Genomic DNA, 18,954 nt, shown 5'->3' with positions numbered 1-18,954 from the left:
GCCCCTATCCACTTCCTCACCCGTTCGAGGAGCCACCCGCCGTGAAGCGTTTCGCCACCGTCGCCCTGACCGCCCTCGCACCCGTCTCCTGGGGCTCGACCTACGCCGTGGCCACCGAGCTGCTGCCGCCCGACCGGCCGCTGTTCACCGGGGTCATGCGGGCCCTGCCCGCCGGGCTGCTGCTGACCGCCCTGGCCCGCACCCTCCCGAAGGGCGCGTGGTGGTGGAAGTCCGCCGTCCTCGGCACCCTCAACATCGGCGCCTTCTTCCCGCTGCTGTTCCTCTCCGCCTACCGGCTGCCCGGCGGCGTCGCCGCCGTCCTGGGCGCCGCCGGTCCGCTGTTCGTCGTGGGACTCGCCGCGCTCGTCCTCGGGGAGCGGGCGAGCCTGCGCACCGTGCTGGCCGCCGTCGTGGGGGCGCTCGGCGTGAGCATGGTCGTTCTCACCGCCGAGGCCCGGCTCGACCTGGTCGGCGTCGTCGCCGGTGTGATCTCCTCCGCCTCCATGGGCGCCGGCACCGTGATGACCAAGCGCTGGGGCTGCCCCGAAGGCGTCGGCCCGCTCGCCATGACCGGCTGGCAGCTCACCGCGGGCGGGCTGTTCATCATCCCGGTCGCCGCCCTCGTCGAGGGCGCCCCGCCCGCACTCGACGGCAAGGCCCTCCTCGGCTACGGCTACATGATGCTGATCAACACCGGCATCGCCTACTGGCTCTGGTTCCGCGGCATCGGACGGCTCACCGCCACCTCCGTGACGCTGCTCGGCCCACTCTCCCCGCTCACCGCCGCCGTCATCGGGTGGGCCGCCCTCGGACAGGCGCTGTCACCCGTCCAGCTCGTGGGTATGGCGATCGCCTTCGGGGCCACCGTCGCCGGTCAGCTGGCCGCTGCCCGTCCCCGGCAACCGTTCAGTTCTGCTGAACAGATCGATCAGAACATTTCGATGGACCTGACCGATGGGCGGGTGCGACGGTAGTCCGACGACAGACCGACCGACCCCGAGGGGGAGACACACAGTGGCCGTCATGGACCGCGTCCGTACCGTTTCGCACGCCGAGCCCGGCAGTACGGGGAGGAAGGGCGCCGCCGGGCTCGGCGTCCTCCTCGCGCTGCTCGCGACGGTCGTCTGGTCCGGCAGCTTCGTCGCCACCCGGGGCATGGCCGAGACCGTCCCGCCCGTCCAGGCGGTCTTCTGGCGCTGGATCATCGCCCTGATCGCCGTCGCCCCCTTCGCCGCCCGCCAAGCCTGGCGGCAGCGGGCCCTGATCCGGCGGCACTTCGGCTTCATCGCCCTCGCCTCGCTGTTCGGCGTCGCCCTCTACAACACGCTCGTGCACCAGGCCGGACTGACCACGTCCGCCTCCAACATGGGCATGATCATGGCCGCCTCGCCGGTCATCATGGCGCTCTACGCCCGCCTCGGCGGCGAACGGCTCGGCGCCCGCCGGACCTTCGGGATGCTGCTCGCCGCCCTCGGCGTGCTGCTGCTCGTCGGGGACGGCTCGATCGGCTTCGACTTCGGCGCCGGCGACCTGTGGATGTTCGCCGCAGCCCTGTCCTTCGCCACGTACAGCGCCCTGCTGCGGCGCAAGCCCGCCGAACTCGGCGGACTGGCCTTCCTGATCACCACCTTCGTGCTCGGCGCGCTGATGCTGGCACCCGTCTACGCCGTCTCCGTATCCGTCCAGGGCGGGTTCGAGGTCACCGCCGGGACCCTCGGACCGCTGCTGTACGTCGGCGTGTTCTCCTCGGCCGTCGCCTTCTTCGCCTGGAACAAGGCGATCGCGGTCATCGGGGCCGCCCGCGCGGGAATCGTCTATTACCTCCAGCCCGTGTGCGTGGCGGGCCTCGGCTTCCTGCTGCTGGGCGAGCGGACCGGCCCGGCGCAACTGCTCTGCATGGCGCTGATCCTCGGCGGAGTCGGGCTGGGAAGTGCCCGGCGGTAGGTTCGGGCCCATGACCGAGTGGGACATCAAGAAGCTGCGGATCCTGCGGACCCTCGCGGAACAGGGAACCGTGACCGCGACGGCCGAGGCGCTGCACATGACGCCCTCGGCCGTCTCGCAGCAGCTGACGAACCTCGCCCGGCAGCTGGGTGTGGCACTGCTGGAGGCGCAGGGCCGGCGGGTGCGCCTCACCGACGCGGCCCACCTCGTCCTGCGGCACGCGGAGGCGGTGTTCGCGCAGCTGGAGCGGGCCGACGCCGAGCTGGCCGGATACCTCGCCGGGGACGCGGGGGAGGTACGGGTCGGCGCCTTCTCCACGGCCGTCCCGGCGCTCGTGGTCCCCGCGGTGGCGGCGCTGCGCACGACCCATCCGGGCGTGGAGGTCCGGGTCCGGGAGACGGAGGCCGCCGAGTCGTACGAGCTCCTGTCGGCCGGGGGCGTGGACCTGGCCCTGTCCCTGGCGGCCCACGCACCGACCGCGCGCGATCCCCGGTTCACCCGGGTGACGCTGCTGGAGGACCCGCTGGACGTGGCGCTCCCGCCGGACCACCCGCTGGCGGCCGCGGTGGACCTCCGGCTGGCGGACCTGTCCCGCGACCCGTGGATCTACGGAGGCAGCGGGCCCTGGTCGGAGATCGCCCGAGGCGCGTGCGAGGCGGCGGGCTTTGTCCCGGAACAGGCGCACTCGGCATCCGGCTGGACCGCCATCCTGGCCATGGTCGAGGCGGGGATGGGCGTGGCCCTGGTTCCCCGGATGGTGTCGAGCCGGGCCTCGGGCGTGGCCGTGCGGCTCCTGGGCCACGACCGGCCGACGCGGCACGTGATCGCGGCGGTCCGGCGGGGCGCCGAGTCCGCGCCCGCGCTGGCCCACGTCCTGGCGGCGCTGCGAACCGTCGCCGCCGGACGCTGACCGCGGGCTGCGGGGGTGCGGGCCGCCGCCGCGCGGAGCCGTCTCCCGGCCCTGGAAAATCCAGCCCCGCCGGCGTTTGAGCGCGGGGGTTCGGGGGCGGAGCCCCCGCAGCCCTGCCGCACCCGCGGGAGACGTTACTCCGGCGGGTGCGGGCAGAGCCCGGGTGCCGTCAGACCCGAGCGGCAGCGGAAGCGGCGGCGTCGGCCGCCTGGGCCTTCAGCGCGCGCTCGACGCCCGCACGGGACTCCGAGACCAACCGTCGCAGGGCCGCGTTCGGCTCGGCCGAGGCCAGCCACGCGTCCGTCGCGTCCAGCGTCTCCTGCGAGACCTGGAGGGACGGGTAGAGCCCCACCGCGATCTGCTGGGCGATCTCGTGGCTGCGGCTGTCCCAGACCTCCTTGACCGCGGCGAAGTACCGCGCGGTGTACGGGGCCAGCAGCTCGCGCTGGTCGGTCTGGACGAAGCCGCCGATCACCGCCTCCTGCACCGCGTTCGGCAGGTCGCCGGACTCCACCACCGAGGCCCACGCCCCGGCCTTGGCCTCCGCCGTCGGGCGCGCCGCGCGGGCGGTCGCCGCGTGGCGCTCGCCGGCCGCCGTGGCGTCCCGCTCCAGCTCCGCCGCGATGGCCGGCTCGTCGGCGACACCCGTGGCGGCGAGCCGCTCCAGGAACGCCCAGCGCAGCTCGGTGTCCACGGCCAGGCCCTCGATCTCCGCAGAGCCGTCCAGCAGCGCCGACAGGTACGTCAGCTGCCCCTCGGTGCGGGCCGTGGCCGCGAACGCCCGCGCCCACGCGAGCTGGTGGTCGCTCGCCGGCTTCGCCCCGCGCAGGTGCTCCAGGGTGGCCTGGGTCCAGGCCGCCAGGCCCTCCTCCCGCCACGCCGGGTCGGCGTACAGGTCGAGGGCCAGCTTCACCTGCCGGTGCAGCGACTGGACGACGCCGATGTCGGACTCCTTGCCGATGCCCGAGAGGACCAGCGCGAGGTAGTCACGGGTGGCGAGCTCGCCGTCACGCGTCATGTCCCAGGCCGAGGCCCAGCACAGGGCGCGCGGCATGGACTCCGTGAAGTCGCCGATGTGCGCCGTGACCGTGGCGAGGGACTCCTCGTCCAGGCGGACCTTCGCGTAGGACAGGTCGTCGTCGTTCAGCAGGACCACCGCCGGGCGGGTGCGGCCCACGAGCTCTGGCACCGTGGTCAGCGCGCCGTCGATGTCCAGCTCGATCCGGTCGGTGCGCACGAGGGCGCCGTCCTGGAGCTCGTAGAGGCCGACCGCGATCCGGTGCGGGCGCAGGGTGGACTCGCCCTTGGCGCCGGCGGGCAGCGCGGGCGCCTCCTGGCGGATGCCGAAGGCGGTGATCAGGCCGTCCGCCCCGGTGGTGATCTCGGGGCGCAGGACGTTGATGCCGGCCGTTTCCAGCCACGCCTTCGACCAGGCGGTCAGATCGCGGCCCGAGGTCTCCTCCAGGGCGCCCAGCAGGTCGGACAGGCGCGTGTTGCCGAAGGCGTGCGCCTTGAAGTACGCCTGTACGCCCTTGAAGAAGGCGTCCATGCCGACGTAGGCGACGAGCTGCTTGAGCACCGAGGCGCCCTTGGCGTACGTGATGCCGTCGAAGTTGACCATGACGTCGTCGAGGTCACGGATGTCCGCCATGATCGGGTGCGTGGAGGGCAGCTGGTCCTGCCGGTAAGCCCACGTCTTCATGGAGTTGGCGAAGGTGGTCCAGGCGTGCGGCCACTTCGAGCCCTCCACGTACGCCTGGCAGGCGATCGACGTGTACGTCGCGAAGGACTCGTTCAGCCAGAGGTCGTTCCACCACTCCATGGTGACCAGGTCGCCGAACCACATGTGCGCGAGCTCGTGGAGGATCGTCTCCGCGCGCGCCTCGTACGCCGCATCCGTCACCTTCGAGCGGAAGACGTACTGGTCGCGGATGGTGACCGCGCCCGCGTTCTCCATGGCGCCCGCGTTGAACTCCGGAACGAAGAGCTGGTCGTACTTGGCGAAGGGGTAGTCGTAGGCGAACTTCTCCTGGAACCAGTCGAAGCCCTGACGGGTCACGTCGAAGATCGCGTCCGCGTCGAGGAACTCGGCGAGCGAGGGCCGGCAGTAGATGCCGAGCGGCACGGACTGGCCGCCCGGGCCCTCGTACGAGCTGTGCACCGCGTGGTACGGGCCGACGATCAGCGCCGTGATGTACGAGGAGATCCGCGGGGTCGGCTCGAAGGACCACACGCGGTCCTTCGGCTCCGGCGTCGGCGAGTTCGAGATGACCGTCCAGCCCTCGGGGGCCGTCACGGTGAACTGGAACGTGGCCTTCAGGTCGGGCTGCTCGAAGCTGGCGAAAACCCGCCGCGCGTCCGGCACCTCGAACTGGGTGTAGAGATAAGCCTGCTGGTCCACCGGGTCCACGAAGCGGTGGAGGCCCTCACCGGTGTTGGTGTACGCGCAGTCCGCGACGACCCGGAGCTCGTTGGCCCCGGCCGCCAGGCCGGTCAGGGCGATCCGGGAGTCCCGGAAGACCGCGGCGACGTCCAGGGACGTGCCGTTGAGGACGACCTCGTGCACCGCCGGGGCGACGAGGTCGATGAAGGTCTCGGCCCCGGCCTCGGCCGACTGGAAGCGCACGGTGGTCACGGACGGGTAGGTCCCACCCTCCTGCGCACCGCTGAGATCGAGCTCGACCTCGTAGGAGTCGACGGTGAGCAGCTTGGCCCGCTGCTGAGCCTCTTCACGGGTGAGATTCGTGCCTGGCACGCGGTCATCTCCTTTGATGGTGACGTTGCCCGGCCATCTTTCCACGGGGGGAGGGCCACCGCCCCGGAGTAATCCACGGGCGAACGCGACGTCGGAATTCCGCCGGACGGCGAGGGGCGGCGGCGGCACGCTGGTGGGCATGAGCAGCAGGTACTGGGCCAGGCCCATCGAGGGAGCGGCGCTCGCGGAGCTCCGCGTACGAGACGACGCGGGACGCGAGTGCGTCCCTCACACCGACAAGGAAGGCGGCGCTCCGCTGAGGTGCTGCCTGCGCCCCAGCGCGGCGGGCGAGGCGATCGCGCTCGTCTCGTACGCACCGCTGCGGCGCTGGGCCGCCGCGACCGGCGCGCAACCCGGTGCGTACGACGAGCAGGGGCCCGTCTTCATCCACGCCGGGGACTGCGGCGGGCCGTCAGGGGGCGGCGGATACCCCTTCGCCCGGCCGGGCGTGCAGCGCACCGCCCGACGCTACAGCGCCCGCGGGCACATCCTCGGCGGGCGGGTGCTCACCCTCGGGGAGGAACCCGGCGCGGTGATCGGGCAGGCTCTCGACGAGGCCTTCGCCGATCCGGAGGCCGCCCTCGTGCACGTCAGGGCCGCCGAGTTCGGCTGCTTCCTCTTCGAGGTGCGCAGGGCGTGACACCGTGGAGGTGACACGGAGAAGGGGAGGGAGCCCGCGCGGGCTTCCTCCCCTTCGTCGTCGCGCCGGCGTCAGCCGCGCAGCTCCTCGGCGACGAGCTCCGCGATCTGGACCGCGTTCAGCGCCGCGCCCTTGCGGAGGTTGTCGTTCGACAGGAACAGCGCCAGGCCGTTCTCGACCGTCTCGTCGGCGCGGACGCGGCCCACGTACGAGGCGTCCTTGCCGGCGGCCTGGAGCGGGGTCGGGATCTCCGACAGCTCCACACCCGGGGCGTCCTTCAGGAGCTCGTAGGCGCGCTCGACGCTGATCGGGCGGTCGAAGCGGGCGTTGATCTGGAGGGAGTGGCCGGAGAAGACCGGCACGCGCACGCAGGTGCCCGAGACCTTGAGCTCCGGGATCTCCAGGATCTTGCGGGACTCGTTGCGGAGCTTCTGCTCCTCGTCGGTCTCGAAGGAGCCGTCGTCGACGATCGAGCCCGCGAGAGGCACCACGTTGAAGGCGATGGGGCGCTTGTAGACGGCCGGCTCCGGGAAGTCCACCGCGCCGCCGTCGAAGGTCAGCTGGTCGGCGGCCTCGGAGACCGCGCAGGCCTGGGTGCGCAGCTCGGCGACGCCGGCCAGGCCCGAGCCGGAGACGGCCTGGTAGGTGGTGGCGATCAGCGCGGACAGGCCGGCCTCGTCGTGCAGCGGGCGCAGTACCGGCATCGCGGCCATGGTGGTGCAGTTCGGATTCGCGATGATGCCCTTGGGGCGGTTCCTGACCGCGTGCGGGTTGACCTCGGAGACCACGAGGGGGACCTCGGGGTCCTTGCGCCAGGCGGAGGAGTTGTCGATCACGACGGCGCCCTGCGAGGCGACCTTCTCGGCGAGGGCCCTGGAGGTGGCGCCGCCCGCCGAGAAGAGGACGATGTCCAGGCCCGAGTAGTCGGCCGCGGACGCGTCCTCGATGGTGATCTCCCGGCCCTCCCACTCCAGGGTGGAGCCCGCGGAACGGGCCGAGGCGAACAGCCGCAGCTCGTCCACCGGGAACTTCCGCTCGGCGAGGATGCCGCGCATGACTCCGCCGACCTGTCCGGTGGCTCCGACGATTCCGACCCTCACGGTGACTCCTTTTGGTACGTACGACGCGGGCGCGCGTGAAGCCATCATGCGTTCGACCCCACAAGCCTTGTCCAATCCATTGTCCGAGGAACGGACGGTGTCCTGAATGCGAACCGGTGTGACGAGTCCGCGGCGGGCGCGTCGCAGGGCCCTTGAATAGCTGTTTTCCCAGGTCGGAGCCGGTTGGCGTCCGTTCTGCCATGACCGGAATCCGGACATGTCGGACCACGGGCCGGACACTCCCACTCGCAAGATCCACCGTGCGCGCCCTCCGCGACCGCCGCCGGGGGAGGCCCGAGGGGAGGCGGCCCGAGGGGAGGCGGCCCGAGGGGAGAAGCGCCGGGGGAAAGCCCGAGGGGGCGGTGCTCGTCAGAGCGCCGCCCCCTCGGTTTCCTGCCGCAGGGTGCTACGGGAGGACCTTCTCGATCTGCACGCTGCCGGTGCCCGCGGCGGTGCCGCGGGCGTTGAGCAGCTGGACCTGGCCGAAGAACTGCCGGCCCTCGGGGGCCGCGCTCGTGACCAGGACGTTCGCCGAGACCTGCGCGGAGGCGCCGGTGGCGAGGTTCACCGCGGCGGCCTCGTCGACCTGGACGGAGCCCAGGGCGGCCGAGAAGAACACGTCGCGGTAGTCGTACGTGGTGGAGCCGGACGGGACCGCGTAGCCGATCACCTTGACGGTGTAGGTGCCCGCGGCCGGGTTCACCAGGCTCACGGCCTCCTCGGAGTCGCCGTCGGCGGCGGATCCGACCTTGACACCGTCCTTGTAGACCTCGAGGTCGAGGTCGGCGGCGGTGTCGGAGACCTTGCCGATGGCGACGTCGAGGCGGGAGGTGCCCGCGGCGACCGTGACCTCGGTCGTGTGGGTCTCACCGTTCGCGATGGTCGGCTTGGCGACCTTCGCGGAACCGAGCGGACCGCCCTGGAGCTTGCCGCCGGTGATGGCTGCGGCGTCGTTCTTGACGCTCCACTGGACCGGCGCCGGGGTGCCCTGCTTCACCTCGGGCAGGACCTTGACCGCGGGGTCGAAGACCGCGCCGAGCACGGAGACGTCCAGCTGGAACGGGTTGTCGAGCAGCGGCGACGTACGGCGCGACTCGACCTCGATCTCCCAGACGCCCGGCGTCGGCTCGGGGTACGAGCGCACGTCGGGGCGGCAGGTGTTCGCCGGGTTGTCGTAGTTCGGGTAGCAGTTGACCGTGGACGTCGGGTCGACCGGCGTGCCGTACGGGTGGATCGCGATGAAGCGCGTCTGGCTGCCCGCCGCGAGACCGCCGAGGGCGACCTCGAGGGTCTTGGCGCCCGCCGGGACGGTCACGAAGTACGACTTGTGGCTGTTGCGCTGCACGGAGGACTTCTCCGACAGGGCGAAGGCGGGCTTGGCCAGGGGGGCCGCCGCGACCACGGTCGTCAGGATCTGCTTGTCGATGCCCTCGGTGGTCTCGTCGTCCAGCTGCAGGATGCCGCTGTGGACGCCGGCCGTCTTCGCGTTGGCCTCGACCTTGATGGTGACGGGCTTGTTCAGCGGCAGGGTGACGTAGTCGTAGCCGCCGACGACCTTGAAGGTGCCGTCGTCGTTGCGCCAGCTCAGGTCGTGCCGGGTGCCGTACTTGACGCCCGTGGTGCGGGTGACGACGACGTTGTAGACCTTCTTCTGGCCGACCTTGAGGCCGCCCTCGCGGTCGTACAGGCCGGCGCCGAAGCCCGGGGTCTTCAGGAACTGGTCGATCGCGGTGTCGACCGGCGCCTTGACGGAGAACTCGTTGGCCTTCGCGTCACCGCGAATGGACTCCCATGCGCCGAGGACGTCGATCAGACCCGAACCCTGGGCGTGCGCCGGGACGTTGTCGATCTTCTTCGCCGAGCTGGTGAGCGCGACCCGCAGGGCGGCCGGGGTCAGCTTGATGTTCTGCTGCTTCGCGGCCGAGATCAGCAGGGCGCTGGCGCCCGCCGCCTGCGGCGAGGACATCGAGGTGCCCTGGAGCATGCCGTAACCGGCCGGCAGGGTGTAGCCGGCCTCCTTCACCGGGGCGCCGGGCAGCCAGGTCTGGATGGTGTTGATGGAGGCGCCGGGGGCGGTGATGGTCGGCGTGAAGCCGCCGTCCTCACGCGGACCGCGCGAGGAGAAGGGGAACATGTTGTACTTCGTGGCCACGCCGGAGCCGTAGTTGGCGGCCCAGGTCTCCTTGGAGACCGACGCGCCCACGGAGATGACCTTGTCCGCGAGGGCGGGGTCGCCGATGGTGTTGACGCCCGGGCCCGAGTTGCCGGCCGAGATGACCAGCTGGACGCCGTAGGTGTCGATGAGGTTCTTGTAGAGCTCGGCGCGCGCGTTGTTGCCGTCGTTCAGCGCCGGGAGACCGCCGATGGACATGTTGACGATGTCCACGCCGCGGTTGACGACGAGGTCGATCATGCCCTCGGTCAGCGCGATGTTGGTGCAGCCGCCGGACCAGGAGCAGGCGCGCGAGGAGACGAGCTTGGCGCCGGGCGCCTCGCCGTTCATCTTGCCGCCGAACAGGCTGTTGGCGGCGGTGATGCCGGCGACGTGGGTGCCGTGCTCGGACTCGATGATGCCGACGTTGACGAAGTCGGCCTTCTTGCCGACCCAGTCACCGCCCAGCGGGTCCATCGGGACGTCCTTGCGGATCTCGATCACGAACGGGATGCGCTCGGCGACCTCGGTCGCCGGGTTGTCCGTGCCGAAGTAGCCGATCTGGTAGCCGTCCTTGTACGGCTTCATCGGCTCGTTGTTCGTGAAGTCGCCGTCCTGGTCGGTGTCGACCCGGACCGTGCCGGCGGCCACGTCGTAGAGCAGGCCGAACCGGTCGCTGGTGTCGCCGTCCCGGTTGACGTCGCCCTGCATGTCACCGGTGGCGGTGATCGACTCGCTGAACCGGCTCCACTGGAAGTTGCCCTCCGGGGCCTTCCAGCTCTGGCCGCCCGCGGTGAAGGCGCCGCCGGTGGAGGTGACCGGGGTGATCTGGGCGCGCCAGGTGGCGTCGCCGTCGGCGATCGGGTCGGTCGCCGTCACCCAGTCGACGATCTTGCGCTCGCCGGTGGTGGTCTTCTGCAGGGCCGGGTGGCCGAGGTCGACACCCGAGTCCATGATGCCGATGGTCACGCCGCGGCCGTCGGCCTGCGGGTTCTGCTCGACGAAGTCCACCGCGCCGGTCTCGAAGGACGGGTTGTACGGGTTCTTCGCCGGGGTGTTCGCGTCCGGTGCCGCGTAGGTCTCGGCGGCGGTCTTCTTGGCCGCGCCGGTCTCCCGGCCCGCGTCGGGGCGCGGGTTCGGCAGCTGGATCTCGTGCCGCAGGTCGATGCCGTGCACGGAGGACAGCTTGGCGGCGGCCTTCAGGGCCGCCTCGGCCTTGGCGGTGGGCAGGTTGGCGCGCACGTAACCGAGGTTGTCGTACGTCTGGCCCACCGAAGCGCCCTGGACGGCGCCCAGCTGGTCCGCCACCTGCTTGGTCTGGCCGGGGGCGGTCGCGACCATGACGGTGACGTTGGCGTCACCCTTGGCCTTGGCCTGCTGAAGCAGCTCGGCGTCAGCCGAACCGAGCTTCTGGTCGGCGGACTTGACCGCCGGGTTGGTGCCCGGGCCGTCGGCGGCGGTCGCCGCGAAGACGGGAGCGGCGCCGGTGGCCGCGAGTGCGGCGACCAGACCGGCCGCTGCCGCGACGCGCGCGACGCGTCTGGCCCCGGGTATCGAGCTGGGGGATTCGAGGGTCATCAGCATCCCTGGTAAGTGAAAGAAACGGTCCGCATTTCGGTGCCGGATGACCGGTCAGCCTGTCGTAAGTGACAGCTGTTTGGGAACGGTTGTCATTGACCGAGACCTGCCATGGCGGACACTCGCCAGCGCGAGGTATGCGCCAGCGAGGCCGTACCGGGGCACAGTGGTGTGAACCGCAGGGGCTACTGAGTGGCTTTATCGACTTGGCGGCCATGCGCCGGCACCGGGACGCGGTCGCGCCCCGGTGCGGGTGTGACAGATTTCGCGCGTTCAGCGCTCGCGCGTGCGCGCGTAATGACGCGAGGCCTTCGCCCGGTTTCCGCAGGCGGCCATCGAACACCAGCGCCGGGTGCCGTTGCGCGAGATGTCGTGGAAGTGCAGGACGCACGCCTCGGAGGCGCACTTGCGGATCCGGTCGGGCGCCGAGTCCAGCAGCTCCAGGTAGTTGCGGGCGGCCGTCCAGGCCGGACCCCAGGTCGCGTCGTCGAACTCGGCCCGCTCGCCCGGGCCTTCGGCGGTCAGGGTGGGCCGGATCCGTCCGTGTTCCAGCACCGCGTCGACCAGGGCCCGCGCGCTCTCGTCCGCCGGGTCCGCCACCGCGCGGGCCAGGGCCTCGCGGGCGGTCAACAGGTGGACCAGGGTCGGGGCGTCCGCGCGAAAGCGGCCGGCCAGGCCGGCGCTCTCCAGCCAGAGCGCGAGTCCCTCGACCCGGGTCAGTCCGAAGGCTCCGGCGAAGAGGTCGGTGAGCTCGCCCTCCAACATCCACCGCGTGTTCAGCAGGTCGAGGGCGACCGGCTCCCCGGTCAAGGGCCGTGGGTCCACCGTCGTCATCGCTCCGGCCCTTCTCGTGCTGCTGCTAACCCCTCAAGAGTACGTGGCCGGTTGACGACCTTCGCTCTAACCTTTAATCTCGATTTGAAAGGTTAGAAAAATCCTCTGGGGAAGGTACCGCCATGACGACTGCCATCAGCTCGCTCCGCACCGGCCACGTGGGTCTGAACATCACCGACCTGGACCGCTCCCTCGCCTTCTACCGGGACGCCCTGGGCTTCCGGCTGCTGGGGGAGGGCAAGGAGGAGGGGCGCCGCTACGCCTTCCTCGGCCAGGACGGCGAGCTCGTCCTCACCCTGTGGCAGCAGGCCGCCGACGCGTTCTCCCCGGCCGTGGCCGGGCTGCACCACCTGGCGTTCTCGGCCGGCACCGTCGAGGAGATACGGGAGTACGAGGCGCGGCTGCGCGACCTGGGCGTCGAGTTCGCGTACGAGGGCGTCGTCGCCCACGGCGAGGGGGCGGCGTCCGGCGGCATCTTCTTCCACGACCCGGACGGGACCCGCCTGGAGATCTCCGTGCCGACCGGCGTCGAGGGCGCTCCCGCCCCCACCACATCCGCACCGACCTGCGGCTTCTTCTAATGTCGGGGGCTCTCGTGACCGGGGCGTACCACCGGGGGCCGCTGGCCGTGCAGGAGCGGGTCGGCGTGCGCGAGCTCGCCGAGCACGTCGGCCGCTCGATCGGCACCGGCATCCGGGACGTCGCCGCGGCCTTCCTCGGGCTCCAGCCGCACCTGGTCGTCGGGGCGACCGACGGCGCCGGGCGGATGTGGGCCTCGCTGCTCACCGGCGCGCCCGGTTTCGTACGGGCGACCGGGCCCGACCGGATCGCGGTCGCCGGCGGACTACCCGCGGGCGATCCGCTCGCCGAGGCGCTGGCCACGGCCGGGACCCGGGTCGGGACCATCGCGCTCGACCCGCGCACCCGGCGCCGGATGCGGCTGAACGGAACCCTCGCGGTGACGCCCGGGGGCTTCGCCGTCGAGGCCGAGCAGGTCTTCGCCAACTGCCCGAAGTACCTGCAGATGCGGCAGCCGCTGGAGCGGGCCGCGCAAGGGCCGGGCGCCGTGCGGCGCGGGGAGGCGCTCACCCCCGGCCAGGAGCGGGCCGTTCGCGGCGCCGACACCTTCTTCGTCGCCACCACGGCGGAGGCGGACGGGGCCGACGCCAGTCACCGGGGCGGGCTGCCGGGCTTCGTGGAGGTGCTCTCGCCGACCGAGCTGGCCTGGCCCGACTTCGCGGGCAACGCCATGTTCCTGACCCTGGGGAACCTGGCGGCCGATCCGCGGGCCGGACTGCTCTTCCCGGACTGGGAGAGCGGGGCGCTCCTCCAGCTCAGCGGCCGGGCCCGGACGGAGTTCGGGGCCGACGGGAGCCGGCGCACCCGCTTCCGGGTGGAGTCGGTGGTGGAGAGCGTGCACCCGGGGCGGTTGCTGTGGAGCACCCCGGAGTACTCCCCTCACCTGGGCAGCACCACCAGATAGGCGGCTGGCTCGCGGTCGCCGGACGCGGTCAGCGCGGTCCGGACGACCGCTGCCTGCTGCTCGGGCCAGTCGCGGAGCTTGCGCGGGGTGATGTGGATGACGGTCACCCCGAGCCGCTCCAGCGTCTCGCGCTTGCGCACGCACTCGGACCACTGCTCGTCCTCCCCCTGGCGCGGGGCGCGGGTGTCGATCTCGACGGCCACCGCATGCTCGGGCCAGTACGCGTCGACCCCGCCGAGGTGCGGGCCGCCGGGCAGCCTCAGGTCCACGTTCCAGACCGGGTCGGGGAGCTCGTAGCCGCGCACGAGGTGGTACAGCCGGTCCTCGGCGATCGCCCGGCCCTCCGCGAGGAGCGATTCGACCGCGTCGACGACGTGCGGCCGGTTCAGCAGCCGGGCCACCGTCAGCTCCCGCACCACGGCCGAGGGTTCGCAGTGTCCGCCGCGCACGGCCTCGCTCAGCAGGCGGCGTACGGTGCCGGCGTCGGAGAGCTGGGCCACCGCGTCGGCGACGGCCCGCGCGACGGGCGCCACCGGCAGGCCGGTCACCTCGTGGGACCGCGGCGGCGTGTGCGCGCGCACGATCCGCACGTCCCCGGTGGACCGCAGCCGCCGGGTGCCGGGCACCAGTACGTCGATGTGCGAGAGGGCGAGCAGCGCGGGTGCGGAGCCGAACCGGTACAGGGCGAGCGCCGCCAGCCCGGTGATCATGGCCTCGCCCGCGCCGCGGCGTCCCGCGTACAGCAGCGCGGCGTGCAGCCGCTCCTCACTGGTCGCCGGCCCGGAGTGGAGCAGGAACACCCCGGGCAGGATCTGCTGCCAGGGCCGCCCGGCGGCGTCGGAGGCGGTGACGCCGTGCTCGCGCAGCTGGGCGAGGGTCAGCACGCGGGGGCGGTTGGCGGTGAGGTGCGTGAGGGGGAGGGGTGCGTTCTGGTTCATGACGCGGTGATTCCCTCAGGCCATGGCCTCGCTAACCCCTGTTACACGCCCGTCGACAAATCCGGACAAGCCGGGGCTAAAGTACGGGCGTTCGACTGCCGATGGGGGGCGCGGGCGCGGCTGCGGGATGCCGCTGCGCGGAGCAGTCCCCGCCCCGCCCTTTCTCCATCCCCCCAGACTCCGTCCGGGGGGACCCCCAGCCGGGCTCTGCCCGGACCCGGTCCTCAAACGCCGGACGGGCTGGAAAATCCAGCCCCGCCGGCGTTCGAGGCGCGGGGTCTGGGGGCGGAGCCCCCAGAAAGCCGAGCCGCAGGCTAGGTCCTGCCAGGCCGCGCGGGCCCGCGGAGATCGCCCGGACAGGACCTATCTGCCGGCCGTCGCGTCACACCGCTGCGCGGCGAGGGCCCGGGCCAGGTCGTCGCGTGACTCCAGCACCAGGCGGCGCAGGGCCGGCGGAGCCGAAGCGTGGGCCGACAGCCAGGCGTCGGTGGCCTCCAGCGTGGCCGAGTCGCCCTGCAGCGACGGGTACAGCCCCTTCACCACGTCCATCGCGATCTGGATCGACCGGTCCGCCCACACCCGCTCGATCACCTCGAAGTAGCGCCCCGCGTAGGCGGCCAGCAGGCCACGCTGCGAAGACTGCTGCATGCCCGCGATCGTCGCCTCCACCAGCGCGTTGGACAGGGCGTCCGACTCGACGACCGCCGTCCACGCCTGGTCCTTCACGGCCTGCGACGGCCGCGCCGCCAGGCACCGGACCTGGTGCCGCTTGCCCGACGCCGTGTCGTCGCGCGCCAGTTCGGCGCCGAGTACACCCTCGTCCACCGCCCCGTGCGCGGCCAGCGGCAGCAGGAAGTCCCAGCGCAGCTCCTGGTCCACGTCCAGCCCGTCGATCCGCGCCGACCCCTCCAGCAGCCCCAGCAGCAGCTGGAAGTCGCCCTCCGTCGCCGCGCCCGCCGCGAAGAAGCGCGCCCACGTCAGCTGGTGCTCCGACCCCGGCTCGGCCACCCGCAGTTCGTGCAGCGCGCCCGCCGCCAGCTCCCGGCCGCCCTGCTCACGCCAGTCCGGCGCCGCGTAGTGGGTGACCGACGCCAGGGCCTGGCCGTGCAGCATCTGCAGGACGCCCACGTCCGTCTCGCGGCCCGCGTGCGCCAGGACCAGCGAGACGAAGTCGCGCGCCGGCATCAGGCCGTCCCGCGTCAGGTTCCACAGCGCCGACCAGCACAGCGCCCGTGCGAGGGGGTCCGTCAGGTCGCCCAGGTGCGCCCGCAGGGTGGCCAGCGAGACCTCGTCGAAGCGGATCTTGCAGTAGGTGAGGTCCTCGTCGTTGACCAGCACCAGGTCGGGCCGCTCCTTGCCCGCCAGCTCCGCCACCACGGTCCGCGCGCCCGACACGTCCGCGCCGGCTCGCGCGTAGCGGACCAGGGTGCCGTCGGACTCCAGCCGGTACAGGCCCACCGCGACCCGGTGCGGCCGCAGCTCCTCGCCCTCCTGCACGACCGCCAGCTCCGTCACGTGCCCGGCCGCGTCGCAGGTGATCACGGGGGTGAGCACGTTCACACCCGCGGTCTGCAGCCAGGCACGCGACCACTCGGCCATGTCCCGGCCGGAGACCTCCGCGAGCACCGACAGCAGGTCGTCCAGGGTGGTGTTCCCGTACGCGTTCGCCTTGAAGTAGCGCCGTGCGCCCTCCAGGAACGCCTCCCGGCCCACGTAGGCGACGAGTTGCTTGAGCACCGCCGCGCCCTTGGCGTAGGTGATGCCGTCGAAGTTCAGTTTGGCGTCCTCCAGGTCACGGATGTCGGCCGTGATCGGATGCGTGGACGGCAGCTGGTCGGCGCGGTAGGCCCACGCCTTGCGGCTGTTGGCGAAGGTGACCCACGCCTGGTCGAAGCGGGTGGCCTCGACCAGCCCGAAGGAGCCCATGAAGTCGGCGAAGGACTCCTTGAGCCACAGGTCGTCCCACCACTTCATGGTGACGAGGTCGCCGAACCACATGTGGGCCATCTCGTGCAGGATGACGTTCGCGCGCCGCTCGTACGAGGCCTGCGTGACCTTGCCGCGGAAGATGTACTCCTCCCGGAAGGTCACCATCCCCGGGTTCTCCATCGCTCCCAGGTTGTACTCCGGCACGAAGGCCTGGTCGTACTTGCCGAAGGGGTACGGGTAGTCGAAGAGCTCGTGGAAGAGGTCGAAGCCCTGCTTGGTGACGAGGAAGACGTCGTCCGCGTCGAAGTGCTTCGCCAGCCCCTTGCGGCACATCGCGCCCAGCGGGATGGTCAGGTCCCCGCGCGTGTAGGAGTCCGTCACGTAGTGGTAGGGGCCCGCCACCACGCACGTGATGTACGTGGAGATCGGCGCCGTCTCGGCGAACCGCCAGACCCCTCCCTCGCGCGACTCCTCCGCGCCGTTGCTCCACACCTGCCAGCCTTCGGGGGCGGCCACCTCGAAGCGGTACGGCGCCTTCAGGTCCGGCTGCTCGAAGTTCGCGTACACCCGCCGCGCGTCGGCCGGCTCGTACTGGGTGTACAGGTAGACCTCGCCGTCCTCGGGGTCCACGAACCGGTGCAGGCCCTCGCCCGTGCGGCTGTAGGCGCAGTTCGCGTCCACCACCAGGACGTTCTCGGCGGCCAGCCCGTCCAGGGCGATCCGGGACCCGTCGAAGACGGCGGACACGTCCAGGGCGCGCCCGTTCAGGGTCACGGTGTTCACCGACGGGGCGATCAGGTCCGCGAAGGTGGAGGCGCCGGGGGCGGCGGCCCGGAAGCGGATCGTGGTCACCGAGCGGAAGGTCCGCGGCCCCTCGGCCGGTTCGGACTCGTCCACCGCGGACCGGATGTCGAGGACCACCTCGTACCCGTCGACGGACAGCAGCTCGGCCCGCTCACGGGCCTCGTCGCGGGACAGATTCTCTCCGGGCACGTGCACTCCTTCGTGCGTGATCGCGTTCTTGCGTCGAATCCTCGCACGAGGGGAATGCGCGCGACCCCGTCCTGGTTGGGGACGGAGGACGTCAGCCAGTGATGCCTTTTTTCGACCGAAACCGAGACTGAGGAGAGACATGACCGACACCCAGGTGCGCGAGAAGACCCCGGTCGACTTCTGGTTCGACCCGCTCTGCCCTTGGGCCTGGATGACGTCCCGGTGGATGGTCGAGGTCGAGAAGGTCCGCGACGTCGAGGTCCGCTGGCATGTGATGAGCCTCGCCGTCCTCAACGAGAACAAGCTCGACGAGCTGCCCGAGGTCTACCGCGAACTGCTCGGCCCCAAGGGCTGGGCCCCGGTGCGCGTGGTCATAGCGGCCCAGCAGAAGCACGGTGACGAGATCACCGGCAAGCTCTACACCGCGCTCGGCACCCGCATCCACAACGAGGACAAGGGCGCGACCCGCGAGGTGATCGCCGAGGCGCTGGCCGAGGTCGGGCTGCCGGCGGAGCTGCTCGCGTACGCCGACTCGGACGAGTACGACGAGGTGCTGCGTACCTCCCACAACAACGGCATCGACCGGGTGGGCCAGGAGGTCGGCACCCCGGTGATCTCCGTTCCGGGTGCCGAGGGCGACGTGGCCTTCTTCGGCCCGGTCGTCACCCCGACCCCGCGCGGCGAGGCCGCCGCCCGGCTGTGGGACGGCACCCTGCTCGTCGCCTCCACCCCCGGTTTCTACGAGATCAAGCGCACCCGCACCAAGGGCCCGATCTTCGAGTAGGCCCGTACCGGCCGCACAGAAGACCCCCGTGAGTCACGTCCTCACGGGGGTCTTCTGCTGGACACGTCCGCCGGTGACGGTTGAGAAGACGATCACGAGGCGGACGGGCTTGCGGTGCGATCAGCCCTTGACGGGGATCAGCAGCGGGGTGTTGGCCTTGGCGTCGGCGTAGCGCCGCGACACGTCCTGCCAGTTGACGACGTTCCACATCGCCTCGATGAAGTCCACCTTCTGGTTCTTGTACTGCAGGTAGAAGGCGTGCTCCCAGGCGTCGAAGACCAGGATCGGGGTGCTGGCCACGCCCACGTTGCCCTGGTGGTCGTAGACCTGCTCGACGACCAGGCGGCCGCTGACGGGTTCGTAGGCGAGCACGCCCCAGCCGGAGCCCTGGGTGGCGGAGGAGGCGAAGGTCAGCTGCTTCTTGAACTTCGCGAAGGAGCCGAAGGATTCGGTGATCGCGCCGGCCAGGTCGCCCAGGCCGTCGGCCGCGGTGGGCTCGCCGCCGCCCTCACCGGTCTTGGGGCTCGCCATGTTGTGCCAGTAGATGCTGTGCAGGATGTGGCCGGAGAGATGGAACGCGAGGTTCTTCTCGAGGCCGTTGAGAGCGCCCCAGTTCTCCTTGTCGCGTGCCTCCGCCAGCTGCTCCAGCGTGGTGTTGGCGCCCGCGACGTAAGCCGCGTGGTGCTTGTCGTGGTGCAGCTCGATGATCTGCGGGTTGATCACCGGCTCCAGGGCCGCGTAGTCGTACGGAAGCTCAGGAAGCGTGTAGATGGCCATGCGTGTGATCCGGTCCCCTCGGCGCGCCAACCGCTTATTGCAATCAATGTGCAACTGCACGCTAGCAGTATCTATTCAGCGCCACACCTAAGGGTTGCCTCTGTACAGCGAAGGCGGGGGGCGGGGGGGGGGGCCGG

At 71.5% G+C, this 18,954-nt stretch carries 14 protein-coding genes; 7 read left to right on the top strand and 7 right to left on the bottom strand.

Annotated features, from left to right (window positions below):
• Positions 1-41 precede the first annotated feature (41 nt).
• From ACWGIF_RS31345 to ACWGIF_RS31335, 3 genes are read left to right on the top strand one after another with little or no spacing between them, the layout of a single operon-like run.
• Positions 42-974: an EamA family transporter gene (locus ACWGIF_RS31345; RefSeq protein WP_453502532.1), complete on the top strand. Its 933-nt coding sequence runs from the start codon at positions 42-44 to the stop codon at positions 972-974.
• A 49-nt stretch (positions 975-1,023) separates the two neighbouring features.
• Positions 1,024-1,944 (top strand): DMT family transporter, encoded by a 921-nt coding sequence (locus tag ACWGIF_RS31340; protein WP_453502531.1) that lies wholly within the window; start codon positions 1,024-1,026, stop codon positions 1,942-1,944.
• A 10-nt stretch (positions 1,945-1,954) separates the two neighbouring features.
• A complete protein-coding gene (locus tag ACWGIF_RS31335; RefSeq protein WP_453502529.1) occupies positions 1,955-2,854 on the top strand; it encodes a LysR family transcriptional regulator in 900 nt (299 codons plus the stop codon).
• A 169-nt stretch (positions 2,855-3,023) separates the two neighbouring features.
• Here ACWGIF_RS31335 and pepN (ACWGIF_RS31330) read toward each other — a convergent pair whose 3' ends face one another.
• The gene (gene pepN, locus ACWGIF_RS31330; protein WP_453502527.1) at positions 3,024-5,609 is read right to left on the bottom strand and encodes an aminopeptidase N; all 2,586 of its coding nucleotides are present in this window, start codon (positions 5,607-5,609) and stop codon (positions 3,024-3,026) included.
• A gap of 139 nt (positions 5,610-5,748) precedes the next feature.
• Between pepN (ACWGIF_RS31330) and ACWGIF_RS31325 the strand changes: the two genes are divergently transcribed.
• A complete protein-coding gene (locus ACWGIF_RS31325) occupies positions 5,749-6,249 on the top strand; it encodes a DUF1203 domain-containing protein (protein ID WP_453502525.1) in 501 nt (166 codons plus the stop codon).
• 71 nt (positions 6,250-6,320) lie between these two features.
• Here ACWGIF_RS31325 and ACWGIF_RS31320 read toward each other — a convergent pair whose 3' ends face one another.
• From ACWGIF_RS31320 to ACWGIF_RS31310, 3 genes are all read right to left on the bottom strand, one after another.
• Positions 6,321-7,349, bottom strand: coding sequence for an aspartate-semialdehyde dehydrogenase (locus ACWGIF_RS31320; RefSeq protein ID WP_453502524.1), 1,029 nt, complete (start codon positions 7,347-7,349; stop codon positions 6,321-6,323).
• A 406-nt stretch (positions 7,350-7,755) separates the two neighbouring features.
• Positions 7,756-11,079: a S8 family serine peptidase gene (locus ACWGIF_RS31315; protein WP_453502522.1), complete on the bottom strand. Its 3,324-nt coding sequence runs from the start codon at positions 11,077-11,079 to the stop codon at positions 7,756-7,758.
• Between the two features lie 273 nt (positions 11,080-11,352).
• Positions 11,353-11,913, bottom strand: a complete 561-nt coding sequence (locus tag ACWGIF_RS31310) for a CGNR zinc finger domain-containing protein (RefSeq protein ID WP_453502520.1) — start codon at positions 11,911-11,913, stop codon at positions 11,353-11,355.
• A gap of 122 nt (positions 11,914-12,035) precedes the next feature.
• On the opposite strand from ACWGIF_RS31310, the gene ACWGIF_RS31305 reads away from it, so the two are divergent.
• Both ACWGIF_RS31305 and ACWGIF_RS31300 read left to right on the top strand, forming a co-directional pair.
• On the top strand, positions 12,036-12,494 hold the full coding sequence (locus tag ACWGIF_RS31305; protein WP_453502519.1) for a VOC family protein: 459 nt from the start codon (positions 12,036-12,038) through the stop codon (positions 12,492-12,494).
• Positions 12,494-13,396: a pyridoxamine 5'-phosphate oxidase family protein gene (locus ACWGIF_RS31300; RefSeq protein WP_453502517.1), complete on the top strand. Its 903-nt coding sequence runs from the start codon at positions 12,494-12,496 to the stop codon at positions 13,394-13,396. Before ACWGIF_RS31305 ends, ACWGIF_RS31300 begins: the two co-directional genes overlap by 1 nt.
• Here the strand turns inward: ACWGIF_RS31300 and ACWGIF_RS31295 are convergent.
• Positions 13,372-14,334: a hypothetical protein gene (locus ACWGIF_RS31295; protein WP_453502516.1), complete on the bottom strand. Its 963-nt coding sequence runs from the start codon at positions 14,332-14,334 to the stop codon at positions 13,372-13,374. The two genes, ACWGIF_RS31300 and ACWGIF_RS31295, sit on opposite strands and share 25 nt — an antisense overlap.
• Positions 14,335-14,697: 363 nt before the next feature.
• Positions 14,698-17,256: an aminopeptidase N gene (gene pepN / locus ACWGIF_RS31290; protein WP_453502514.1), complete on the bottom strand. Its 2,559-nt coding sequence runs from the start codon at positions 17,254-17,256 to the stop codon at positions 14,698-14,700.
• Between the two features lie 139 nt (positions 17,257-17,395).
• Here pepN (ACWGIF_RS31290) and ACWGIF_RS31285 point away from each other — a divergent pair, with 139 nt between their 5' ends.
• On the top strand, positions 17,396-18,040 hold the full coding sequence (locus ACWGIF_RS31285) for a mycothiol-dependent nitroreductase Rv2466c family protein (RefSeq protein ID WP_453502513.1): 645 nt from the start codon (positions 17,396-17,398) through the stop codon (positions 18,038-18,040).
• A 120-nt stretch (positions 18,041-18,160) separates the two neighbouring features.
• Here the strand turns inward: ACWGIF_RS31285 and ACWGIF_RS31280 are convergent, their stop codons facing one another.
• Positions 18,161-18,817: a superoxide dismutase gene (locus tag ACWGIF_RS31280; RefSeq protein WP_453502512.1), complete on the bottom strand. Its 657-nt coding sequence runs from the start codon at positions 18,815-18,817 to the stop codon at positions 18,161-18,163.
• Positions 18,818-18,954: the final 137 nt, after the last annotated feature.

The organism is Streptomyces sp. NPDC054849 (genome assembly GCF_053610945.1).
Note: the sequence above shows the minus strand (reverse complement) of the source record. Positions and strands in the feature narration are given on the sequence as shown.

Coding starts and splice junctions, on each gene's coding strand:
- ACWGIF_RS31280 (WP_453502512.1), bottom strand. CDS start 18,817: ATGGCCATCTACACGCTTCCTGAGCTTCCGTACGACTACGCGGCCCTG.
- ACWGIF_RS31300 (WP_453502517.1), top strand. CDS start 12,494: ATGTCGGGGGCTCTCGTGACCGGGGCGTACCACCGGGGGCCGCTGGCC.
- ACWGIF_RS31340 (WP_453502531.1), top strand. CDS start 1,024: ATGGACCGCGTCCGTACCGTTTCGCACGCCGAGCCCGGCAGTACGGGG.
- ACWGIF_RS31305 (WP_453502519.1), top strand. CDS start 12,036: ATGACGACTGCCATCAGCTCGCTCCGCACCGGCCACGTGGGTCTGAAC.
- ACWGIF_RS31335 (WP_453502529.1), top strand. CDS start 1,955: ATGACCGAGTGGGACATCAAGAAGCTGCGGATCCTGCGGACCCTCGCG.
- ACWGIF_RS31285 (WP_453502513.1), top strand. CDS start 17,396: ATGACCGACACCCAGGTGCGCGAGAAGACCCCGGTCGACTTCTGGTTC.
- ACWGIF_RS31315 (WP_453502522.1), bottom strand. CDS start 11,079: ATGACCCTCGAATCCCCCAGCTCGATACCCGGGGCCAGACGCGTCGCG.
- ACWGIF_RS31295 (WP_453502516.1), bottom strand. CDS start 14,334: ATGAACCAGAACGCACCCCTCCCCCTCACGCACCTCACCGCCAACCGC.
- ACWGIF_RS31310 (WP_453502520.1), bottom strand. CDS start 11,913: ATGACGACGGTGGACCCACGGCCCTTGACCGGGGAGCCGGTCGCCCTC.
- ACWGIF_RS31325 (WP_453502525.1), top strand. CDS start 5,749: ATGAGCAGCAGGTACTGGGCCAGGCCCATCGAGGGAGCGGCGCTCGCG.